This window comes from Curtobacterium oceanosedimentum, from assembly GCF_040545555.1.
GTDB lineage: Bacteria > Actinomycetota > Actinomycetes > Actinomycetales > Microbacteriaceae > Curtobacterium.
In genome coordinates this window covers 1-16,997 of sequence record NZ_JBEPMD010000013.1, presented here as the reverse complement: position 1 = coordinate 16,997, position 16,997 = coordinate 1, and the positions used below count along the sequence as shown (strand labels likewise).

The 16,997-nt window shown below is 72.6% G+C and carries 13 protein-coding genes and 1 tRNA gene; 3 read left to right on the top strand and 11 right to left on the bottom strand.

What is annotated here, in order from left to right:
• Nucleotides 1–44: 44 nt before the first annotated feature.
• Nucleotides 45–1,283 (bottom strand): AI-2E family transporter, encoded by a 1,239-nt coding sequence (locus ABIC52_RS13205; RefSeq protein ID WP_209823155.1) that lies wholly within the window; start codon nt 1,281–1,283, stop codon nt 45–47.
• 93 nt (nt 1,284–1,376) lie between these two features.
• Between ABIC52_RS13205 and ABIC52_RS13200 the strand changes: the two genes are divergently transcribed.
• Nucleotides 1,377–2,645, top strand: a complete 1,269-nt coding sequence (locus ABIC52_RS13200; protein ID WP_354027547.1) for a winged helix-turn-helix domain-containing protein — start codon at nt 1,377–1,379, stop codon at nt 2,643–2,645.
• Nucleotides 2,646–2,928: 283 nt separating this feature from the next.
• On the opposite strand, the gene ABIC52_RS13195 is transcribed toward ABIC52_RS13200, so the two are convergent.
• Nucleotides 2,929–3,831, bottom strand: a complete 903-nt coding sequence (locus tag ABIC52_RS13195) for a M48 family metalloprotease (protein WP_126892687.1) — start codon at nt 3,829–3,831, stop codon at nt 2,929–2,931.
• 23 nt (nt 3,832–3,854) lie between these two features.
• Nucleotides 3,855–4,436, bottom strand: coding sequence for a LemA family protein (locus tag ABIC52_RS13190; protein ID WP_126892688.1), 582 nt, complete (start codon nt 4,434–4,436; stop codon nt 3,855–3,857).
• Nucleotides 4,437–4,685: 249 nt separating this feature from the next.
• Between ABIC52_RS13190 and ABIC52_RS13185 the strand changes: the two genes are divergently transcribed.
• Nucleotides 4,686–7,019: an Ig-like domain-containing protein gene (locus ABIC52_RS13185; RefSeq protein WP_354027546.1), complete on the top strand. Its 2,334-nt coding sequence runs from the start codon at nt 4,686–4,688 to the stop codon at nt 7,017–7,019.
• Between the two features lie 247 nt (nt 7,020–7,266).
• Here the strand turns inward: ABIC52_RS13185 and ABIC52_RS13180 are convergent, their stop codons facing one another.
• From ABIC52_RS13180 to ABIC52_RS13145, 8 genes are all read right to left on the bottom strand, one after another.
• Complete coding sequence (locus ABIC52_RS13180; protein ID WP_126890963.1) at nt 7,267–8,595, bottom strand: threonine/serine exporter family protein; 1,329 nt, start codon at nt 8,593–8,595, stop codon at nt 7,267–7,269.
• 141 nt (nt 8,596–8,736) lie between these two features.
• A tRNA-Leu gene (locus ABIC52_RS13175) sits at nt 8,737–8,813 on the bottom strand.
• A gap of 80 nt (nt 8,814–8,893) precedes the next feature.
• A complete protein-coding gene (locus ABIC52_RS13170) occupies nt 8,894–10,369 on the bottom strand; it encodes an NAD(P)/FAD-dependent oxidoreductase (RefSeq protein WP_209677609.1) in 1,476 nt (491 codons plus the stop codon).
• Between the two features lie 47 nt (nt 10,370–10,416).
• Nucleotides 10,417–10,965 carry a DUF501 domain-containing protein gene (locus ABIC52_RS13165; RefSeq protein ID WP_126890965.1) on the bottom strand — a complete coding sequence of 183 codons (549 nt, stop codon included), beginning with the start codon at nt 10,963–10,965 and terminating at the stop codon, nt 10,417–10,419.
• Between the two features lie 66 nt (nt 10,966–11,031).
• Nucleotides 11,032–11,589, bottom strand: coding sequence for an FtsB family cell division protein (locus ABIC52_RS13160; protein ID WP_126890966.1), 558 nt, complete (start codon nt 11,587–11,589; stop codon nt 11,032–11,034).
• 406 nt (nt 11,590–11,995) lie between these two features.
• Entirely contained in the window at nt 11,996–13,279 is a 1,284-nt protein-coding gene (eno, locus tag ABIC52_RS13155; protein WP_058728084.1) for a phosphopyruvate hydratase, read from the bottom strand.
• A gap of 98 nt (nt 13,280–13,377) precedes the next feature.
• Nucleotides 13,378–14,622 carry a histidine--tRNA ligase gene (gene hisS / locus ABIC52_RS13150; RefSeq protein ID WP_354027545.1) on the bottom strand — a complete coding sequence of 415 codons (1,245 nt, stop codon included), beginning with the start codon at nt 14,620–14,622 and terminating at the stop codon, nt 13,378–13,380.
• Between the two features lie 280 nt (nt 14,623–14,902).
• Entirely contained in the window at nt 14,903–15,619 is a 717-nt protein-coding gene (locus ABIC52_RS13145; protein ID WP_354027544.1) for a MazG family protein, read from the bottom strand.
• Nucleotides 15,620–15,722: 103 nt separating this feature from the next.
• Between ABIC52_RS13145 and nhaA the strand changes: the two genes are divergently transcribed.
• Nucleotides 15,723–16,901 carry a Na+/H+ antiporter NhaA gene (gene nhaA, locus ABIC52_RS13140; RefSeq protein WP_209823141.1) on the top strand — a complete coding sequence of 393 codons (1,179 nt, stop codon included), beginning with the start codon at nt 15,723–15,725 and terminating at the stop codon, nt 16,899–16,901.
• Nucleotides 16,902–16,997: the final 96 nt, after the last annotated feature.

Genomic DNA, 16,997 nt, shown 5'->3' with positions numbered 1-16,997 from the left:
GGCGTCCACGGCGAACTCGTGACGGTCCTTCGGTGAGCGCCCGCTCAGCCCGCGGTCCCCTTCGCGGCGGTGGGCTGCTCGTCGCTGCCCGGCGCGGGGACGCCATCGGGGTGGCGCTTCCGCCAGCGGCGGCGCTTCTTGGCCTCGACGGTCGCGTGGTGGTCGCGCTGCTTCGCCTCGAGCACGTGGTCGGAGTCGAGCCCCTTCCACCGGCCGCTGGCGATCGTCGTGACCATCGAGTTCACGGTCGCGATCAGCGGCACGGCGAAGAACGCGCCGGCGATGCCCGCGAGCCCGGACGCCGCCGTCACGCCGAGCACGACGGCGAGCGGGTGCACCTTGACGGCACTGCCCATGACGAGGGGCTGCAGGATGTGCCCCTCGACCTGCTGCACGACGAGGATCACGCCGAGCATGACGAGGGCCGCGACCCAGCCGTTGAAGATGAGCGCGATGAACACGGCGAGGAAGCCCGTCACGATGGCACCGACGACCGGGATGAACGCGCCGAGGAAGACGAACACGGCGATCGGGATGACGAGCGGGAGCTGCAGTGCGGCGGCGCCGATGCCGATGCCGACCGCGTCGACGAAGGCGACGAAGATCTGCACGCGGATGAAGCTCGTCAGCGTCGTCCACCCGGCGACACCCGCGCCGTCGATGGCCGAGCGGGCGTTCTTCGGGAACAGCCGGACGGTCCAGCGCCAGACGTTCTTGCCGTCGATGAGCAGGAAGATCACCGTGAAGATGACGACGAAGAGCCCGGTGAGCAGGTGCGTCAGCGACGAACCAGCGCTCGCCACCCCCGACAGGATCGAGCCGGAGTTGCTCGACAACCAGTCGGTCGCCTGGTTCAGGTAGTTGTTGAGGTCGGACTGGCTGATGCCGAGCCCGGAGTTCAGCACGAACTCGCGGATGGTGTCGTACTGCGAGAGCGTCCGGTCGCGGAGCGAGGGGTACGACGCCGCGATCTGGTCGACGACGAGCCAGATGAGCCCGCCGACGGCCGCGAGACCCCCGACCAGGCTGACCACGACGGCGATCCACTTCGGCACGTGGTGCCGCTGCATCCAGTTCGACAGCGGCACGAGCAGGGCGGCGACGACGATCCCGATGAGGAACGGGATGAGGACCTCGCTGAAGAGCGTGACGAGGTAGATGAACACCGCGACGACACCGATGACCACCAGCACTCGCCACGACCACGCGCCCGCGATCCGCATGCCCGTCGGCACGACCTGCTCGACGACGGGATCCGGATGCGTCTTCTTTCCCCAGGCCATGCGGCGAGTGTACCGACGGGCGCCGGAGCGTGTTCCAGATGCGGCATACGTCCGTCCGACGTCGGTGTCGGCGCTGATCGGTAGCGTCGTGCCATGGTCAGGTCCACGCTCTCCGCCGCCGAGGCCCGCCGTGTCACCCTCGCGGCCCAGGGCTTCGGCGCACCCGCTCGCGACGCCGTGGGCACCCGCACGCTGACGACGACGATCGGCCGACTCGGGCTGCTGCAGATCGACTCGGTCAACGTCTTCGAGCGCAGCCACTACCTGCCCCTCTTCGCCCGCCTCGGCGCCTACGACAAGTCCACGCTGGACCGCTTGACCATGCGCCGCTCCGGCCCGTACGCCGAGTACTGGGCGCACGAGGCCGCGTTCCTGCCGCGGGCCGACCTCCCGCTCTTCCGCTGGCGGATGGACGCGTACCGCGAACGCGACGCCCGGCCGAACCGGATCGCCGGCGTCGAACGCACCGCGAGCGTCCGCCGCGAGCTCCGCGCCCTGCTCGCCACCGAGGGTCCCCTGCCCGCGAGCGCGGTCGAGCACGAGGCGAACGTCCGCCGCGGGCCGTGGTGGGGGTGGAGTGACGTGAAGGCGGGCCTCGAGCAGATGTTCCGCTGGGGCGAGGTCGTCAGCGCCGGACGCGCCGGGTTCGAGCGCGTGTACGCCCTGCCCGACCAGGTGTTGCCGGCGGGCACGCTCGAGGGTGCTCCCGACCGGCACACCGCCGTCACCGAGTTGGTCGGGCGCGCCGCGCGCGCGTTCGGCGTCGGGACCCGCGCGGACCTCGCCGACTACTTCCGCCTGCGCGCGGACGACACCACCGCCGCGATCACGGAGCTCGAGGAACGCGGCGAGCTCGTGCCGGTCCGGGTGGAGGGCTGGCGGGACCCCGCTTGGCTGCACGCCGATGCCCGGGTCCCGAGGCACGTCGCCGCCGACGCGGTGCTCAGCCCGTTCGACCCGGTCGTCTGGTTCCGGCGCCGAGCGGAGCGCATGTACGACTTCCACTACCGGATCGAGATCTACACACCGGCGCCGAAGCGCGTGTTCGGCTACTACGTGCTGCCCGTCCTGCAGGACGACCGCCTGACCGGTCGCGTCGACCTGAAGAGCGACCGGCAGCGCGGGGTCCTCCGGGTCCGGACCGCCTGGCAGGAGCCGGGTGAGCAGCTGGACGCGGAGCGCCTCGCCGCGACGCTGCGGCGGGCGGCCGCGTGGCAGGGCCTCGACGGCGTCGAGGTCACCGACCGGGGTACGGCCGCCGGCGCGGTCGCCGCAGCGCTCGGGGTCGCGCTCGTCCCGCACGAGGCCGCGGACGACGCCGACGCTGCCGAGGCGGCTCCCGGGGACGACGCGGTCGCCTGACCGCCGGCCGGGAGGCACGGCGTGGGTCCGCCTCGCCCGTCCGGCCCCGGTGCGGCACGACCCGGCTCAGCTCGGCTCAGCTCGGCTCAGCTCGGCTCAGCTCAGCTCGGCTCGGCCCACGCGAGACGCCGCGAGTTCCGCGAGGCGCCGCGGCTTCGTCGAGACGCCGCGACTTCCGACCGCGTCTCGACGGTGCGAGGCCGTCTCGCGCACACGCCCGCGTATCGACGACCGCGGTGCGAGGCCGCCTCGCGCAGACGCCGGCGTCTCGACGACCGCTGTGTCAGAACCGGTCGAGGCTCCCCCGGAGTCGAGCGACCCGGTCGGGCAGCGGCGGGTGTGTCGAGAACAGCCGGTCCATCACACCCGGGCGCATCGGGTCGGCGATCCACAGGTGCGCCATCGACGAGTTCTGCGTGCGTGTCGGTCGGCCGTACGCCTCGAGCTTCTCGAGCGCGCGGGCGAGCCCCTCGGGGTACCGCGTCGTCAGCGCGCCCGTGGCGTCGGCGAGGTACTCGCGCTGCCGGGAGACGGCGGCCTGCACCGCGGCGGCCGCGATCGGGGCGACGAGCACCGCGACGAGCCCCGCGATGATCAGGATCGGGTTGCCGCCACCGCCGCCGTTGTCGTTGTTCCGCCCGCGACCACTCAACCCGCTGAAGATCGAGATGCGCAGGAGCACGTCCGCCAGGAACCCGACCGCGACGACCAGGCCGAAGACGATCGTCGAGACGCGGATGTCGTAGTTCTTGACGTGCCCGAGCTCGTGGGCCATGACGCCCTGCAGTTCGCTGTCGTCCATGATCGCCAGCAGCCCGGTCGTCGCCGCGACGGTGGCGTGCTCCGGGTCACGACCGGTGGCGAAGGCGTTGGGCGCCGGGTCCTCGATGACGAACACCCGTGGCATCGGCATGCCGTTGGTGATCGCCAGGTTCTCGACCGTCCGCCAGAGCCGCGGTTCCGTGTTCCGGTCGATCTCGATGCCGCCCGCGATGGCCGTGGCCTGTCGTCCGGCCAGGAAGTACTGGAGCAGCGCGTACCCGAGTGCGACCAGGAGGACGATGACGCCGACCGAGACGTTGCCCGCGAGGTAGCCGCCCAGGAACCCGAGTGCCCCGACGATGATCAGGAAGACCAGGATGATGACGACGGTGTTGCGCTTGTTCCGCGCGATGGCGCTGTACACGGGTCAGGCCGCCCTCGTCGAGGTCAGAACTGGACGCGCGGCGGTTCGGCGATCGCCGCGGGCTCGGCCGTCTCGAAGAACGTCGCCTCGGTGAAGCCCTTGCTCTTCGCGAACGTCGAGTTCGGGAAGACCCGGATCTTCGTGTTCAGCTCACGCACGCCACCGTTGTAGAAGCGTCGTGCGGCCTGGATCTTGTCCTCGGTGTCGACGAGCTCCGACTGCAGCTGCAGGAAGTTCTGGCTCGACTGCAGCTGCGGGTAGCCCTCGGCGACGGCGAACACGCTCTTCAGGGCCTTCTGCATGTGTCCCTCTGCCACGGAGGCGCTCGAGGCGTCACCGGCGCCGAGGGTCTCGGCCCGGGCACGCGTCACCGACTCGAAGACGGACTTCTCGTGCGCGGCGTACCCCTTCACCGTGTCGACGATCGTGGGGATGAGGTCCGCGCGGCGCTTCAACTGCACCGTGATGTCGCTCCACGCCTCGTCCACGCGCAGCTTCAGCGTGACGAGCGAGTTGTAGGTCACCCAGAGGTAGATCCCGATCACGACGAGCAGGACCACCACCACTCCGACGACGATCAGCGTCGTGACGAGTCCGGTGTCCATCTGGGCGTACTCCTTTGCGCGTCGGGTCCGGCGCGGTGGGACAGCGACCGGTGCGTGGCCGTGGAACGACCGTCCACGAGTGTACCGAGGCGCACCGGACCGACCCGTTCCCGCAGGATGGTTCACGGGTGATTCCCGAGTGGCGTACACCAGCCGTGCGGCGACCTCCACCCGAGCGTGGGTACGAGCACACGTCGCGGGACACATCATCCGGGTGGTGGATTGACCCGAGCCCGATCATCACGTGTGATGGAGGTGGTGGACACGCTCGGGGACAACGTGCAGACGAGGACGGTCGGAGGCGGCGGTCCCGTCGGTCGACCCCGATCGCGGACCGGACTGCTGACCGCGGCGCTGGCGATCGTGATGACGGCCGGAGCGGTCCTGCTCGCCGCACCACCCGCCTCCGCGGCGACCGTCGCGCCGCCCGCCCCCACGGCGACCACCGCGCCGCAGCAGGACGTCCGAGCCCGGACGGCGTCCCCGACGCCCTTCCCCCAGTTCGGCACGCTGCCGCCGGACACCGACTCCCCCTCGCCGTCCCCGACGGACCGTCCCGCCGTCCGCCCGACCATCGCCGATCCCGGTGACGTCACGACCGCCACCGTCCGGTTCCACGGCAGCGGTACCCCCGGGCACCAGGTGCGCGTCTCCGGTCCGGCGACCACCGGCTCGACCGGATGCGCGGCAGCGGTCGCGTCGGACGGCTCGTGGGCGTGCATCGCCACCGTGCGCTCGGGTCCGCAGCAGGTCTTCACGGTGACCGACGAGACGGACACCACGCTCGGGTCCTCGCGCGCGCCGGCGTCCGACGTCGTGGTCCCGCCGGCCGTCACGACGGACCGACCGACGTCCGGTCCCCTGTCCGGCACCGGTCTCCCGGGAGCCACCGTGGCCGTGTCGGTCGCCGGCTCCCCGGCGGACCGCACCGCGCGCGTGGACGCCAGCGGCCACTGGACGGTCACGCTGCCCGGCGACACCCGGGACGGCCGCGTGACGGTCTCCGCAGCCCAGACCGCGAGCACCGCGAGCGGCTTCCGCTCGGACCTGCGGAGCGCCCCGTCCGACCCGCGGACGATCGTGGTCGACCGGACCGCCCCGGCAGCGCCGGTCGTCACGGCGCCGGGGTCCGACGAGCGCGTGCGCTCGCAGCCCTTCACCGTGCGCGGGACCGGTGAGCCCGGCGCGGTCCTCACGGTCTACCTCGACCGCTCACCGGTGTGCCGTGCCGAGGTCGGGGCGGACGGCCGGTGGGCGTGCACGACGACGGGCGCCGCCGCCCGTGCCGGTACCCGGAGCGTGAGCGCCATGCAGCAGGACGCTGCCGGCAACTCCTCGCCGTCCTCGACGGCGGTCCGCATCGTCCTGTCCGGCCCGACCGCCGCGCCGACCGACGGACCGAGCGCGAACGCCTCCGGCGCCCCCGACGGAGCGACCACGGCGTCCGGCGCGCCGGGCGCGACGCCGGATGCGAGCGGTGCCGCCGGTGGCGGTCCGACCGACGGTCACACGGGCGGCGGGACGACCGGCTCGACGGGGAGCACCGGCACCGGCACCGGAGGCGGAGCCTCCGGGCGGCCCGACTGGTCCGGCCCTGCCGGCGACTGGTCCGCCAGCACCGCGTACGACCGCGGAGTCCGCACCGTCCAGGCGTCGTTCTCCTGGGGCACGGTGCTGCTCGCCACCGGGATCGCGGCAGGGTTCCTCCTGCTCGTCGCCGTCCCGCTCGCCCTGGTCGGGGCCGCCGCTCGCGGCCGCCTCCGCAACCCGTTCGCCGCCCTGCTCGGCCGCAACCGCTCCCGGACGGACCGACGGCTCGGCGACGAGGTCATGCCGACCTGGGCCGCGGCGGCCGTGGGCGTCGGGATCGTCGTCGTGACGACGCTGCTCGGCGTCGGTGTCTCGCTCGAGGCCCGCTACGTCCGCCTGGCGCTCGGAGTGCTGCTCGGGTCGGCCGTCACCACGGGCGTCGTCGTCCTGGCCTCCCGCTGGGCTGCCGACCGGGACCGCGCCGCCGTCGGCTTCCGGGTCTCGCCGTGGCTCGTGCTCGCCGCCGTCGTGGGGTGCACCCTGACCCGGGTCGCCGACCTCTCCCCCGCACTGGTCGTGGGAGCGGTGCTCGTCCCCGTCGGACGTCCCGGCGCCGACACCGCCGCCCTGCGTCTGGGGACGAGCGCTGCCCGCGGTGTCCGGAGCGCCACGGCACGCTCGATCGCGCTGCTCTGCGTCGCCGCGGCCGGTTGGGTCCTGCACTCGCTCGTGGACGCTTCCGGGTTCTGGACGACGCTGACGGCCGAGTTCGCGACCACGCTGTGCGTCGGGGCCGTCGGCGCGCTCGTCGTGACGCTCCTGCCGTTCCGCGGCTCGGCGGGTGCGGCGCTCGTCACCGAGGCGCGTGCGCGCTGGGTCGCGCTCACGGCCGGCGCGGTGGTGCTGGCGGCGCTCGCCACGGGCGGGGCGGCGCCCGCCGTTCCCTCCCCGACGGAGACCGCAGTCGCCGCCGGCGTGAGCGCCCTCGCGGTCGCCTGCTGCTGGGTCTGGGTGCGCGGCTCGAGCACGCGCACACCCGCGTCGCGCAGCTGACCGGCCACGGCCGCACGGTCGCCAGTCGCCCGTCGGACAGGAGGCGCCGGGTCCGACCGCCACGTCGCGCCGGCTCGCACGCACCGGACAGGGGACCTGCGGCACGGCCGCCACGCACCTCCCAGCCCGCATCGACCGGACGGGAGGCATGCCGCACGGCCGCCACGCGCCTCCCGGCCCACGCACCGGACGGGAGGCGCGAGCGCGGACCGCCACGAGCCTCCCGTCCGTCGGGTACCCACCCGCGTCAGGTGGTGCGGTGCGGAGCGTTCCGGCGGAACAGGCCGGGCAGCAGGCCGCCGATCTTCGTCCCGATGCACAGGCTCACGAACGTCGCGAGTGGGACGCCGAGTGCGACCGGGTCGAAGGTGGTGACCGCGACGAGCCCCACGGTGCCGGGCACGAGGAGCAGGAACGCGGGGAAGAACGACACCGTCGCCGGGATCACCGGCACGAGCCGCTCGAGCAGGCGGGTCGCGACGAAGAGCAGCGCGGCCGCGGCGCCGGTCGCGACGACACTGCCCCAGACGGGCGTCGTGCCGCTCACGACCGCGTAGGCGCTCATCATGACGGCGACGGACACGACGGTCAGCCGCCACCCGGAGCGGAACACCAGCCCGAGACCGACGGCCAGGCCGGCCACCGCGACCCAGGACACCCAGTAGGACGGGACGGCCTCCCAACCACCCCGGAGGGTCCCGACGCCGGCGACCTCGCCGACGAGCGCCGCCGACGACGGGTCCACCCGCAGCCCGGTCAGCGCGCTGCCGGCGGCGATGCCCGCGGCCATGAAGCCGAGCGTGATGAGCCCCTGGACGAGCCGCGAGGCGCCGGTCACGATGTCGGCGGCGGTGAGCTCGAGCAGCGCGTTCGTGATGAGCGCACCGGGCACGAACACCGCCACGGGTGCGCAGACGGCGAACAGGGGCACGTGGTCGAAGCCGGTGCCGGCGGCGACGAGGCCGACGACGCTCGTCGACATGAAGGCGGCGAGGAACGGGATGATCGCGACGGCCTCGCGGAACCGCCGGAGCACCAGGCTGAGCACGCCGACGAGCGCACCGACGACGAGCGCGAGCACGATCGCCCACCAGGGGCAGCGGAACACGACGGCCAGGCCGACCGAGGTCAGCGCGTTGCCGGTGATCCAGGGCAGCGCCGGCGGTGGGACGGTGCCCGCACGGATGGCGCGCACGCGGGCGGGGATCTCGGCGAGGGCGATCGACCCGCGCTCGAGACCGAGCACCAGTCGGTTCGCGCGCGCTGCCTGGCGGGAGGAGAGCTCCACGCCCTCGGCGTTCACGATCGTGGCGGCGCCGGTGGCGACCTCGCTGACCATGACGAGCGCGGGCAGGACCCCCACGGCGAGCGTCGGTCCGACCCCCGCGGCGTCCCGGGCCTTCTCGAGCGCGGAGCGGACGTCGGTCACGGAGCTGCCTGCGTCGAGCAGCAGGGCCCCGAGGGTGCCGAGCAGCATGCCGGTGGGGACCGTCTCACCGTCGACGACCTCGACGTGTGCCTCGGGTCGGTTGAGTGCGTTGCGCAGGTTCGCGAGGGCGCTTCCGAGTCCGACCACGGGACTCGATGGTACGCGGCCGTGGCGGTGCTCCCGGCCGCGGCGCTGGTCCCGAGTCTCGGGCCGAGCGACAGGACTCGCGGGTCGCGGCCCGAGGATCGTCGCTCAGGCCGAGTCTCGCGGCGGCGGACCCGGGTCTCGTGGTACCCCCGGTGGGACTCGAACCCACAACTCGGCGATTTTAAGTCGCATGCCTCTACCGATTGGGCCACGGGGGCGGCCCGGAACAGCCTACCGATGCGACGACGGCCGCCGCCCCACGCGGGGGCGACGGCCGTCGGTCGTCTGGCGCCTGGTGCTACTTGGCGTCCGCCGGAGCCGCGACGGGCTCGGCGTCCTTCGAGACGTCCTCGGCCGGGGTGGCGTACGCGGGGCCGGCGGCGTCGGCCGGCTGGCCCTCTGCCGGAGCCGGGGCAGCGACGGCCGCGGGCTCCTCGGCGGCAGCGGGCTTCGGACGCGACGCGAAGGCCTCGAACGCGGCGCGCGGCGTCTCGCGGTCGTCGAGCGACGCGATGTCACGGCCCAGGAAGAAGCCGCCGACCCAGTCGCCGATGACGCGCCACTTGCGCTCCCACGACGGCATCGCCAGACCGTGGTACCCGCGGTGCGCACCCCAGGCCAGGAAGCCCTTCATGGCGAACTTGCCGGACTGGAACACACCGGTGCCGAGACCGAGGCCCGCGACGGCACCGAGGTTCTCGTGCTTGTAGTCGTTCGTCGCCTCGCCGCGGATGACCGCGACCAGGTTCTTCGCGAGCTGCTTCGCCTGACGCACGGCGTGCTGGGCGTTCGGCACGCAGAAGCCGCCGACACCGCCGCCGGTCAGGTCCGGCACGGCCGCGACGTCGCCGCAGGCCCACGCGTCGGCGATCACGCCGTTGTCATCGACCACGCGGAGGTCGGGCTGCACGCGGATGCGACCGCGCTGCTCGAGCGGGAAGTCGGTGCCCTTGACCATCGGGTTCGCCATGACGCCGGCGGTCCAGATGATCAGGTCGGACTCGATCGTCTCGATCGACTCGTCCTTGGCCTTGAGCTGGCAGACGCCGCCCTCGGCCGAGGCCAGCTGGGTCTCGAGGTGCACCGTGGCCCCGCGCGACGCGAGGTTCTCGAGCACCCAGTGCGAGGTCTCGAGCGACACCTCGGGCATGATGCGCCCCATCGCCTCGACCAGGTGGAAGTGCGTGTCGTCGAAGGACAGCTGCGGGAAGCTCTTCAGCAGGTCCGATGCGAAGGAGCGGAGCTCGGCGAACACCTCGATGCCCGCGAAGCCACCGCCGACCACGACGACGGTGAGCAGGCGGTCACGCTCGGGACCGGCCGGCAGGTTCGCCGCCTTGTGGAAGTTCGTGAGGATCTTGTCGCGGATCGCCGCGGCCTCCTCGATGGTCTTCAGGCCGATGGCCTCGTCCGCGACGCCGGGGATCGGGAAGGTGCGCGAGACGGCGCCGGCGGTCATGACGATCTGGTCGTAGGACTCCTCCCACGCCTCGCCCTCGGCCGGGGTGATCGTCGCGGTCTTCGTGGCGTGGTCGACCTTGGTGACCTTGGCCGTGACGACGCGCGTCTTCTTCAGGTGACGACGGTGCGAGACGATCGCGTGGCGCGGCTCGATCGAACCGGCGGCGACCTCGGGCAGGAACGGCTGGTACGTCATGTACGGGAGCGGGTCCACCATGGTGACCTCGGCTTCACCCTGACGCAGGTGCTTCTCGAGCTTCCAGGCGGTGTAGAAACCGGCGTAGCCGCCGCCGACGACGAGGATCTTGGGCACGGGGGATGATCTCCTTGGAGTGGGGTGGTTGCTTGCCGGGAGGCTGGTCAGACTTCGCCGCCACCCGCCCCGACTCCAGCGTCTGCGATGCCATCATACGCCCGGCACTCACACCGGGAGGGCGACCAGTCCACGCGCTCGAGCGCGAGGTCGCCGATGGGGTTGACGCCGGGTCCGGCAGCGAGGGCGTGGCCGACGAGGGCGTGCAGGCACTTCACACGGGTGGGCATGCCACCGGCGCTGATGCCGTCGATCTCGTCGACGTGCTCGATCGACTCGCGGTCCGCCAGGTAGGACTCGTGGGCCGCGCGGTACTGCGCCGCGACGGTCTCGTCCTCGAGCAGCGCGGCGAGTTCGGGCATGACGTGGTTCGCCTCGAGCGTGCTCACGGCCGCGGTGGCGGCAGGGTGGCACAGGTAGTAGAACGTCGGGAACGGGGTGCCGTTCGCGAGTCGGGGCTTCGTCGACACGACGGTGGGGTTGCCGCACACGCACCGTGCCGCGATCCCGACGACGTCGCGGGCCGGTCGCCCGAGCTGCGCCGAGACGACCTGGATGTCGCGGTCGGACGGCGGGTCGAAGGGAGGGGTCGTCACGGGCACGTGAGCCTACCCGAGTCCCGCTCGCCGTCCTACTCCGTGACGACGCTGCGGTCCAGGGGCCTACTTGCCGTCGCTGGTGGCGGCGCCGGTCGGGTCCCCGGTGCCGGAGACGTCGGGGGCCACGAGCTGCTCGGTGGTCTTCTCGGTCAGGCCGGACTGCAGCACGCTGGAGAGCATCGCCTGCACCCAGTCGACCTTGGGTGTCTGCACCGTCGAGCTGACCGGGCTGCCCGAGTCGGTCTCGGTCCGGTCGGACCCCTTCGCCTGCTCCGCGCCCATCACGAGGTAGCTCTCCTCGCCCGGGTACACGTAGAGCAGCCGGTCGCGGGCCTGCGCCTCGATGTAGGCCGGGTCGTCCCACCGCGCGACGTCCTGCTTCTTCTGGCTGACGTCCGCCTTCTGCGCCGCCACCTCGCGCTGCTGCTGCGCGATCTGCTCCTGCTGCTGGATCAGGGTGCGCAGCGAGGGTGCGAGCACGACGACGAACAGCACGATGATCGCCAGCATGAGCAGGCTGAAGCCCGAGAACCGGATGGACCGGTACCAGGGCTGCTCGTGCGCGCCGGACTCCGGCACGGCCACGGGGATGCGGCGGACGCGGGGCTTCTGGCTGGGCACGGCTCGACGATAACCGGCCCCGGTCGGTCACGTGGCCCGGCACGCGGACCGGCACGCGTCCTTCGGCACCCTCCCAGCGGCCGGGAGGCGCGGCGCGGCGGCCGCCACGCGCCTCCCATCCGGTGGTGGGCCGCCTGGGTGGCTGGCTGCCGGTGGGCGGGCCGGCTGCCGATGGGCTGGCTGGCCGGCTGCCCGTGGGCTGACTGGCCGGCTGCCGATGGGCTGGCCGGCTGCCGAGCGGGCAGGACATGCCGCTCACGTCCGTCGAGCCGGCGCGATTCGTCGGTCTCGAGCGCCGAGCGTGACAGATCGGGCCCGCTCGATGCCGTCGACGCGAGCGCCCGGGAACGGCGAGACGCCGCCCTCCCGCAAGGAGGACGGCGTCTCGGACCGTGCGGTGTGCGACCTAGAGCGCGGCGGCGCGGGGGAACGCGGTGCGGCCGGCGTAGACGGCGGCGTCGCCCAGTTCCTCCTCGATGCGGAGCAGCTGGTTGTACTTCGCGACGCGGTCCGAACGGGCCGGGGCGCCGGTCTTGATCTGGCCGCCGTCGACGGCCACCGCGATGTCGGCGATGGTGGTGTCCTCGGTCTCGCCCGAGCGGTGCGACAGGATCGCGGTCATGCCGTGGCGGTGCGCCAGGGAGACGGCGTCGAGGGTCTCGGTCAGCGTGCCGATCTGGTTCACCTTGACCAGGATCGAGTTGCCGGCCTGCTCGTCGATGCCCCGCTGCAGGCGCTTCGGGTTCGTGACGTACAGGTCGTCGCCGACGAGCTGGAGCTTCGAGCCGAGCTCGGCGGTGAGGTGCTTCCAGCCCTCCCAGTCGTCCTCGGCCAGGGCGTCCTCGATGGTGACGAGCGGGTAGTTCGCGACGAGGTCCGAGAAGTACCCGGTGAACTCCTCGCTCGAGAGCTGCTTGCCCTCGAACGCGTACTTGCCGTCGTGGAAGAACTCGGTCGCGGCGACGTCGAGGCCGAGCGCGATGTCCTTGCCCGGGGTGAAGCCGGCCTTCTCGATCGCGGCGAGCAGGAAGTCGAGCGCGGCGCGGTTCGAGGCGAGCTCGGGGGCGAAGCCGCCCTCGTCGCCGAGGCCGGTCGCGAGACCCTGCTTCTTCAGCTCGCCCTTGAGGGCGTGGTAGGTCTCGACACCCCAGCGCAGGGCCTCGGAGAAGCTCTCGGCGCCGTAGGGCACGAGGAAGAACTCCTGGATGTCGACGTTGGTGTCGGCGTGCGCGCCACCGTTGACGACGTTCATGAGCGGGACGGGCAGCGTGTGCGCGTTCGGGCCGCCGAGGTAGCGGAACAGCGGCAGGTCGGCGGAGTCGGCAGCGGCACGGGCGACGGCGAGCGAGGCGCCGAGGATCGCGTTGGCGCCCAGACGGGACTTGTTCTCGGTGCCGTCGAGCTCGATGAGCGCGGCGTCGACGAGACGCTGGTCGGTGGCGTCGAAGCCCTCGAGCGCCGGGCCGATCTCGTCGAGGACGGCGTCGACGGCCTTGAGGACGCCCTTGCCGCCGTAGCGGTTCGCGTCGCCGTCGCGGAGCTCGTACGCCTCGAACGCACCGGTGGAGGCACCGGACGGGACGAGCGCGCGCGAGACCACGCCGTCGTCGAGGAGGACCTCGACCTCGACCGTCGGGTTGCCTCGGGAATCGAGGACTTCGCGTGCGCCTACGGCATCGATCTGGGCCACGGGGTACTCCCTACGAGTTCGGTTGTGGTGGACAGCGGGTCGATCCTACCGAGGCACGGTGGACGCCTCGCCGCGGATGACGTCGGGTGTGGAGGAGTTCACGCCAAGGGGCGGAACTCGACACCCTCCAGGCTCTCGGTGTCGGCGCGGACGCTCGCGAAGGCCGCGAACCCCTGCTCGGCGAGACCTGCGAGCAGGTTCTTGGTGTTCTTCGGCCGACGCTCGAGGCGCACACGGCGGTGCGATGCGAGCGCCTCGGACTTGAGCGCCGCGAGGCGGACCGGGTCGACGTCCTTGTCGTACAGGAGCACGACCGCGTCGGACTCGGCCGACTCCGGCAGCATGACGAGGTCGACCAGCCGCTCGAACCCGAGCGAGAAGCCGACCGCGGGGACGTCCTGTCCGAGGAAGCGTCCGATCATGCCGTCGTAGCGACCGCCGCCGCCCAGGCTGTAGCCGAAGTCCGGGTGGGCGACCTCGAAGATCGTCCCCGTGTAGTACCCCATGCCGCGCACGAGCGTCGGGTCGAAGCGCAGGTCGACGCCCGGCAGGGCCTCGCGCAGCCGGAGCAGGTCCGCGAAGGCCTCGGCGTCCAGCCACGGCGCTCCCGCGACCGAACCCCAGTCCGCAGCCTCGAGCGCGCGGATGGTGTCCTCGAGCCCGGGCAGGTCGGCGCCGATCGTCTCGCGGAGCTCGGCGGCCACGCCGTCGGCACCGATCTTGTCGAGCTTGTCGACGGTGATGAGCGCTCGGTCCGCTGCGCCGGGGTCGGTGATCCCCCACGACGCGAGCAGCGCCAGCAGGATCCGTCGGTCGTTGATGCGGATGGTGGTGTCCGCGATGCCGAGCGCGTCGAGCGCCGCGGTGGTCGCGCGGATGAGCTCGATCTCCGCGAGCTGCCCCGGCTCGCCGAGGATGTCGATGTCGCACTGGACGAACTGCCGGTAGCGCCCCTTCTGCGGGCGCTCGGCACGCCAGACGGGCGCGATCTGCACGGCGCGGAACACCGACGGCAGCTCGGCACGGTGCGAGGCGTAGAAGCGGGCGAGCGGGACCGTCAGGTCGAACCGGAGCCCGAGGTCCGCGAGGTCGAGCGGGGCACCGGCCTGCTGCAGGTCCTCCGTCGTGAGCCCGCGGCGCATGACCGCGAACGCGAGCTTCTCGTTGTCGCCGCCCAGGCCCGAGTGCAGGCGTGCGGCGTCCTCGACGACCGGGGTCTCGATCTCGTCGAAGCCGTGCCGCGCGTAGACGTCGCGCACGACGCCCAGGACGTGCTCGCGGCGGGCCTTCTCCGCCGGGAGGAAGTCACGCATGCCACGGGGGGCCGTCACGGTCGTCGCCATGCGCCAATCCTGCCAGAACCGGGGCAGGACCTTGCACGCCTGCCGACCCACTGATACTCTGGATGCAGAACCTCGGTCTGGTGGTCTCCTGATCCGATCACCAGGTCGTTCGCGGGGCCGGTGTGCTGCAACGGTGCCCCGTGGTTCGAGCGGGCGTCCCTGTCGACGTGTCCCCCTGGCACGTCGTGTCCCGCTCGCGGGCACCCTCCTTTTTCGGGTTGGGAGGGTGCCCGCTTCTCTGATCGGGAGCCTTCCCGATCCCTCGTCCGGGAGGCCCGCCTCACTCCCCGACGCGCGCCTCGGCTTCCAGCCGGGTCACCGCAGCCCGCAGGCTCGCCACCACGTCGATCCCCGCCTCCCGCGCGGCCGCGACCTCGGCGAGCATCCCCGCACCCCACCGCTCGTCCGCGGCGTCCACGGCGTCCGCCGCATCCACCACGTCCACCGCCCCGCTCGCGGCGCCGGCCGTCCCGTCCGTCCCCGCGACCTCCTGTTCCGGCGCGCGCACGACGGCGGCGACGACCGTGGCGGCGTCCCCACGCTCCTCCAGGCGTTCGAGCAGCTTCACGGCCCGCTCGAGCGGCGGCATCGGCCGCGGGACCCCGTCGACCACACTCGTCCGTGCGGCCTTCTCGGCAGCCTTCGCCGCCCGCCACACCCGGACGACCTCGGCCTCGGTGTCGGCCCGTTCGGAGCCGAACACGTGCGGGTGCCGGCGGACCATCTTGTCCCGGGCATCGGCGGCGACGTCCTCGAGGTCGAAGCGCCCGTCCGCCGCCGCCAGCCCGGCGTGCAGCACGACCTGGTAGAGCACGTCGCCGAGTTCCTCGCGCAGTTCCTCGTCGTCACCGGAGTCGATCGCGTCGACGAGCTCGTACGACTCCTCGACGGCGTAGCGCGCGAGTGAGGCGTGGGTCTGCGCGCGGTTCCACACGCACCCGCCCTCGGGAGCGAGCAGGCGGTCGACGACTTCGACGAGGTCCGTGACGGCGGTCATGGCGCCATGCTCGCACGCAGGCCGCTCCGGTAGACTCGCCCCTGGTGTGTCGGGAAGTCTGGTCGACGGTCATCCTCCCGTACCCGCACACCGTCGGAGATCCATGTCGGCACTCGTCCGCTCCCCCCGTTTCAGCGCGATCGCGCTCCTGACCGCCGCCGTGCTCGGCCTGATCGTGGCGAACTCGCCGCTGGGGCCCGGCCTCGAACGGGCCCTCGACGCGCACTCGCCGTGGGGAGCGATCGGCCTCGACCTGTCCGTCTCGCACTGGATCAGCGACGGCCTGCTCGCGGTGTTCTTCCTGCTCGTCGCGATCGAACTGAAGCAGGAGCTCCTCGACGGTGAGCTGTCGAACCCGAAGACGGCGGTCATCCCGGCCATCGCGGCGGTCGGCGGTGTGCTCGTCCCGGCGGGGATCTTCCTCCTGGTGACCTCGGGCACGCCGTACCAGCACGGGTGGCCGATCCCGACGGCGACGGACATCGCGTTCGCGCTCGGTGTCCTGGCGATGTTCGGCCGAGGGCTGCCCTCCACGCTCCGCGTGTTCCTGCTCGCGCTCGCGGTGCTCGACGACCTCATCGCGATCGTCATCATCGCCGTCGTCTTCGCGCACGGCACAGACTTCCTCGCGCTCGGCGGAGCGGTCGTCGCCCTCGTGGTCTTCGCCGTGCTCGGTCGGATGCTCCGCCCCGGCCGGGACGGTCAGGTGTGGGTCATCGCCGCGATGGTGCTCGTCGGGCTCGTCACGTGGTGGCTCGTGTACCACTCGGGCGTGCACGCCACCATCGCCGGCGTCGCGCTCGGGCTCGTGCTGCCGCGTCGTCCGGGGCACACCCTGCACGAGAACGTCGAGCCGTGGTCGAACGCGGTCGTCCTGCCGGTGTTCGCGTTCGCCTCGGCTGCGGTGGTGATCCCGGCCGTCGGCATCGGTGAGCTCTCCCCCACGTTCTGGGCCGTCGTGCTCGCCCTGCCGGTGGGGAAGGTGATCGGCATCACGCTCTTCGGGGCCGTCGCGACGCGGATCTTCCGCGCGCCGGGTCGGTCGACGCTGTCGTTCTGGTCGATCGTGACGGTCGGCGTGCTCGGCGGGATCGGCTTCACGGTCTCGCTGCTCATGAACGAGCTGGCGTTCTCCCGGAACGAGGAGATCCTCGACGAAGGCGTGCTGGCCGTGCTCGTCGGCTCCGGGATCGCGATCCTCGCCTCGGCGGTCGTCGTCAGCCTGCGCGCGCGTCGGTACCGCGCGCGGCGCGAGCTCTCCGAGGCCGAGGCGACCGAGTGACGGACGGGAGGCGCGGGGGCCGCGGGGCCCCCGCCCCCCCCCCCCCCCGGGGGGGCGCGAAGAAGACCCGGCGCCGCCCCCGGCCGCGGTGTCCAC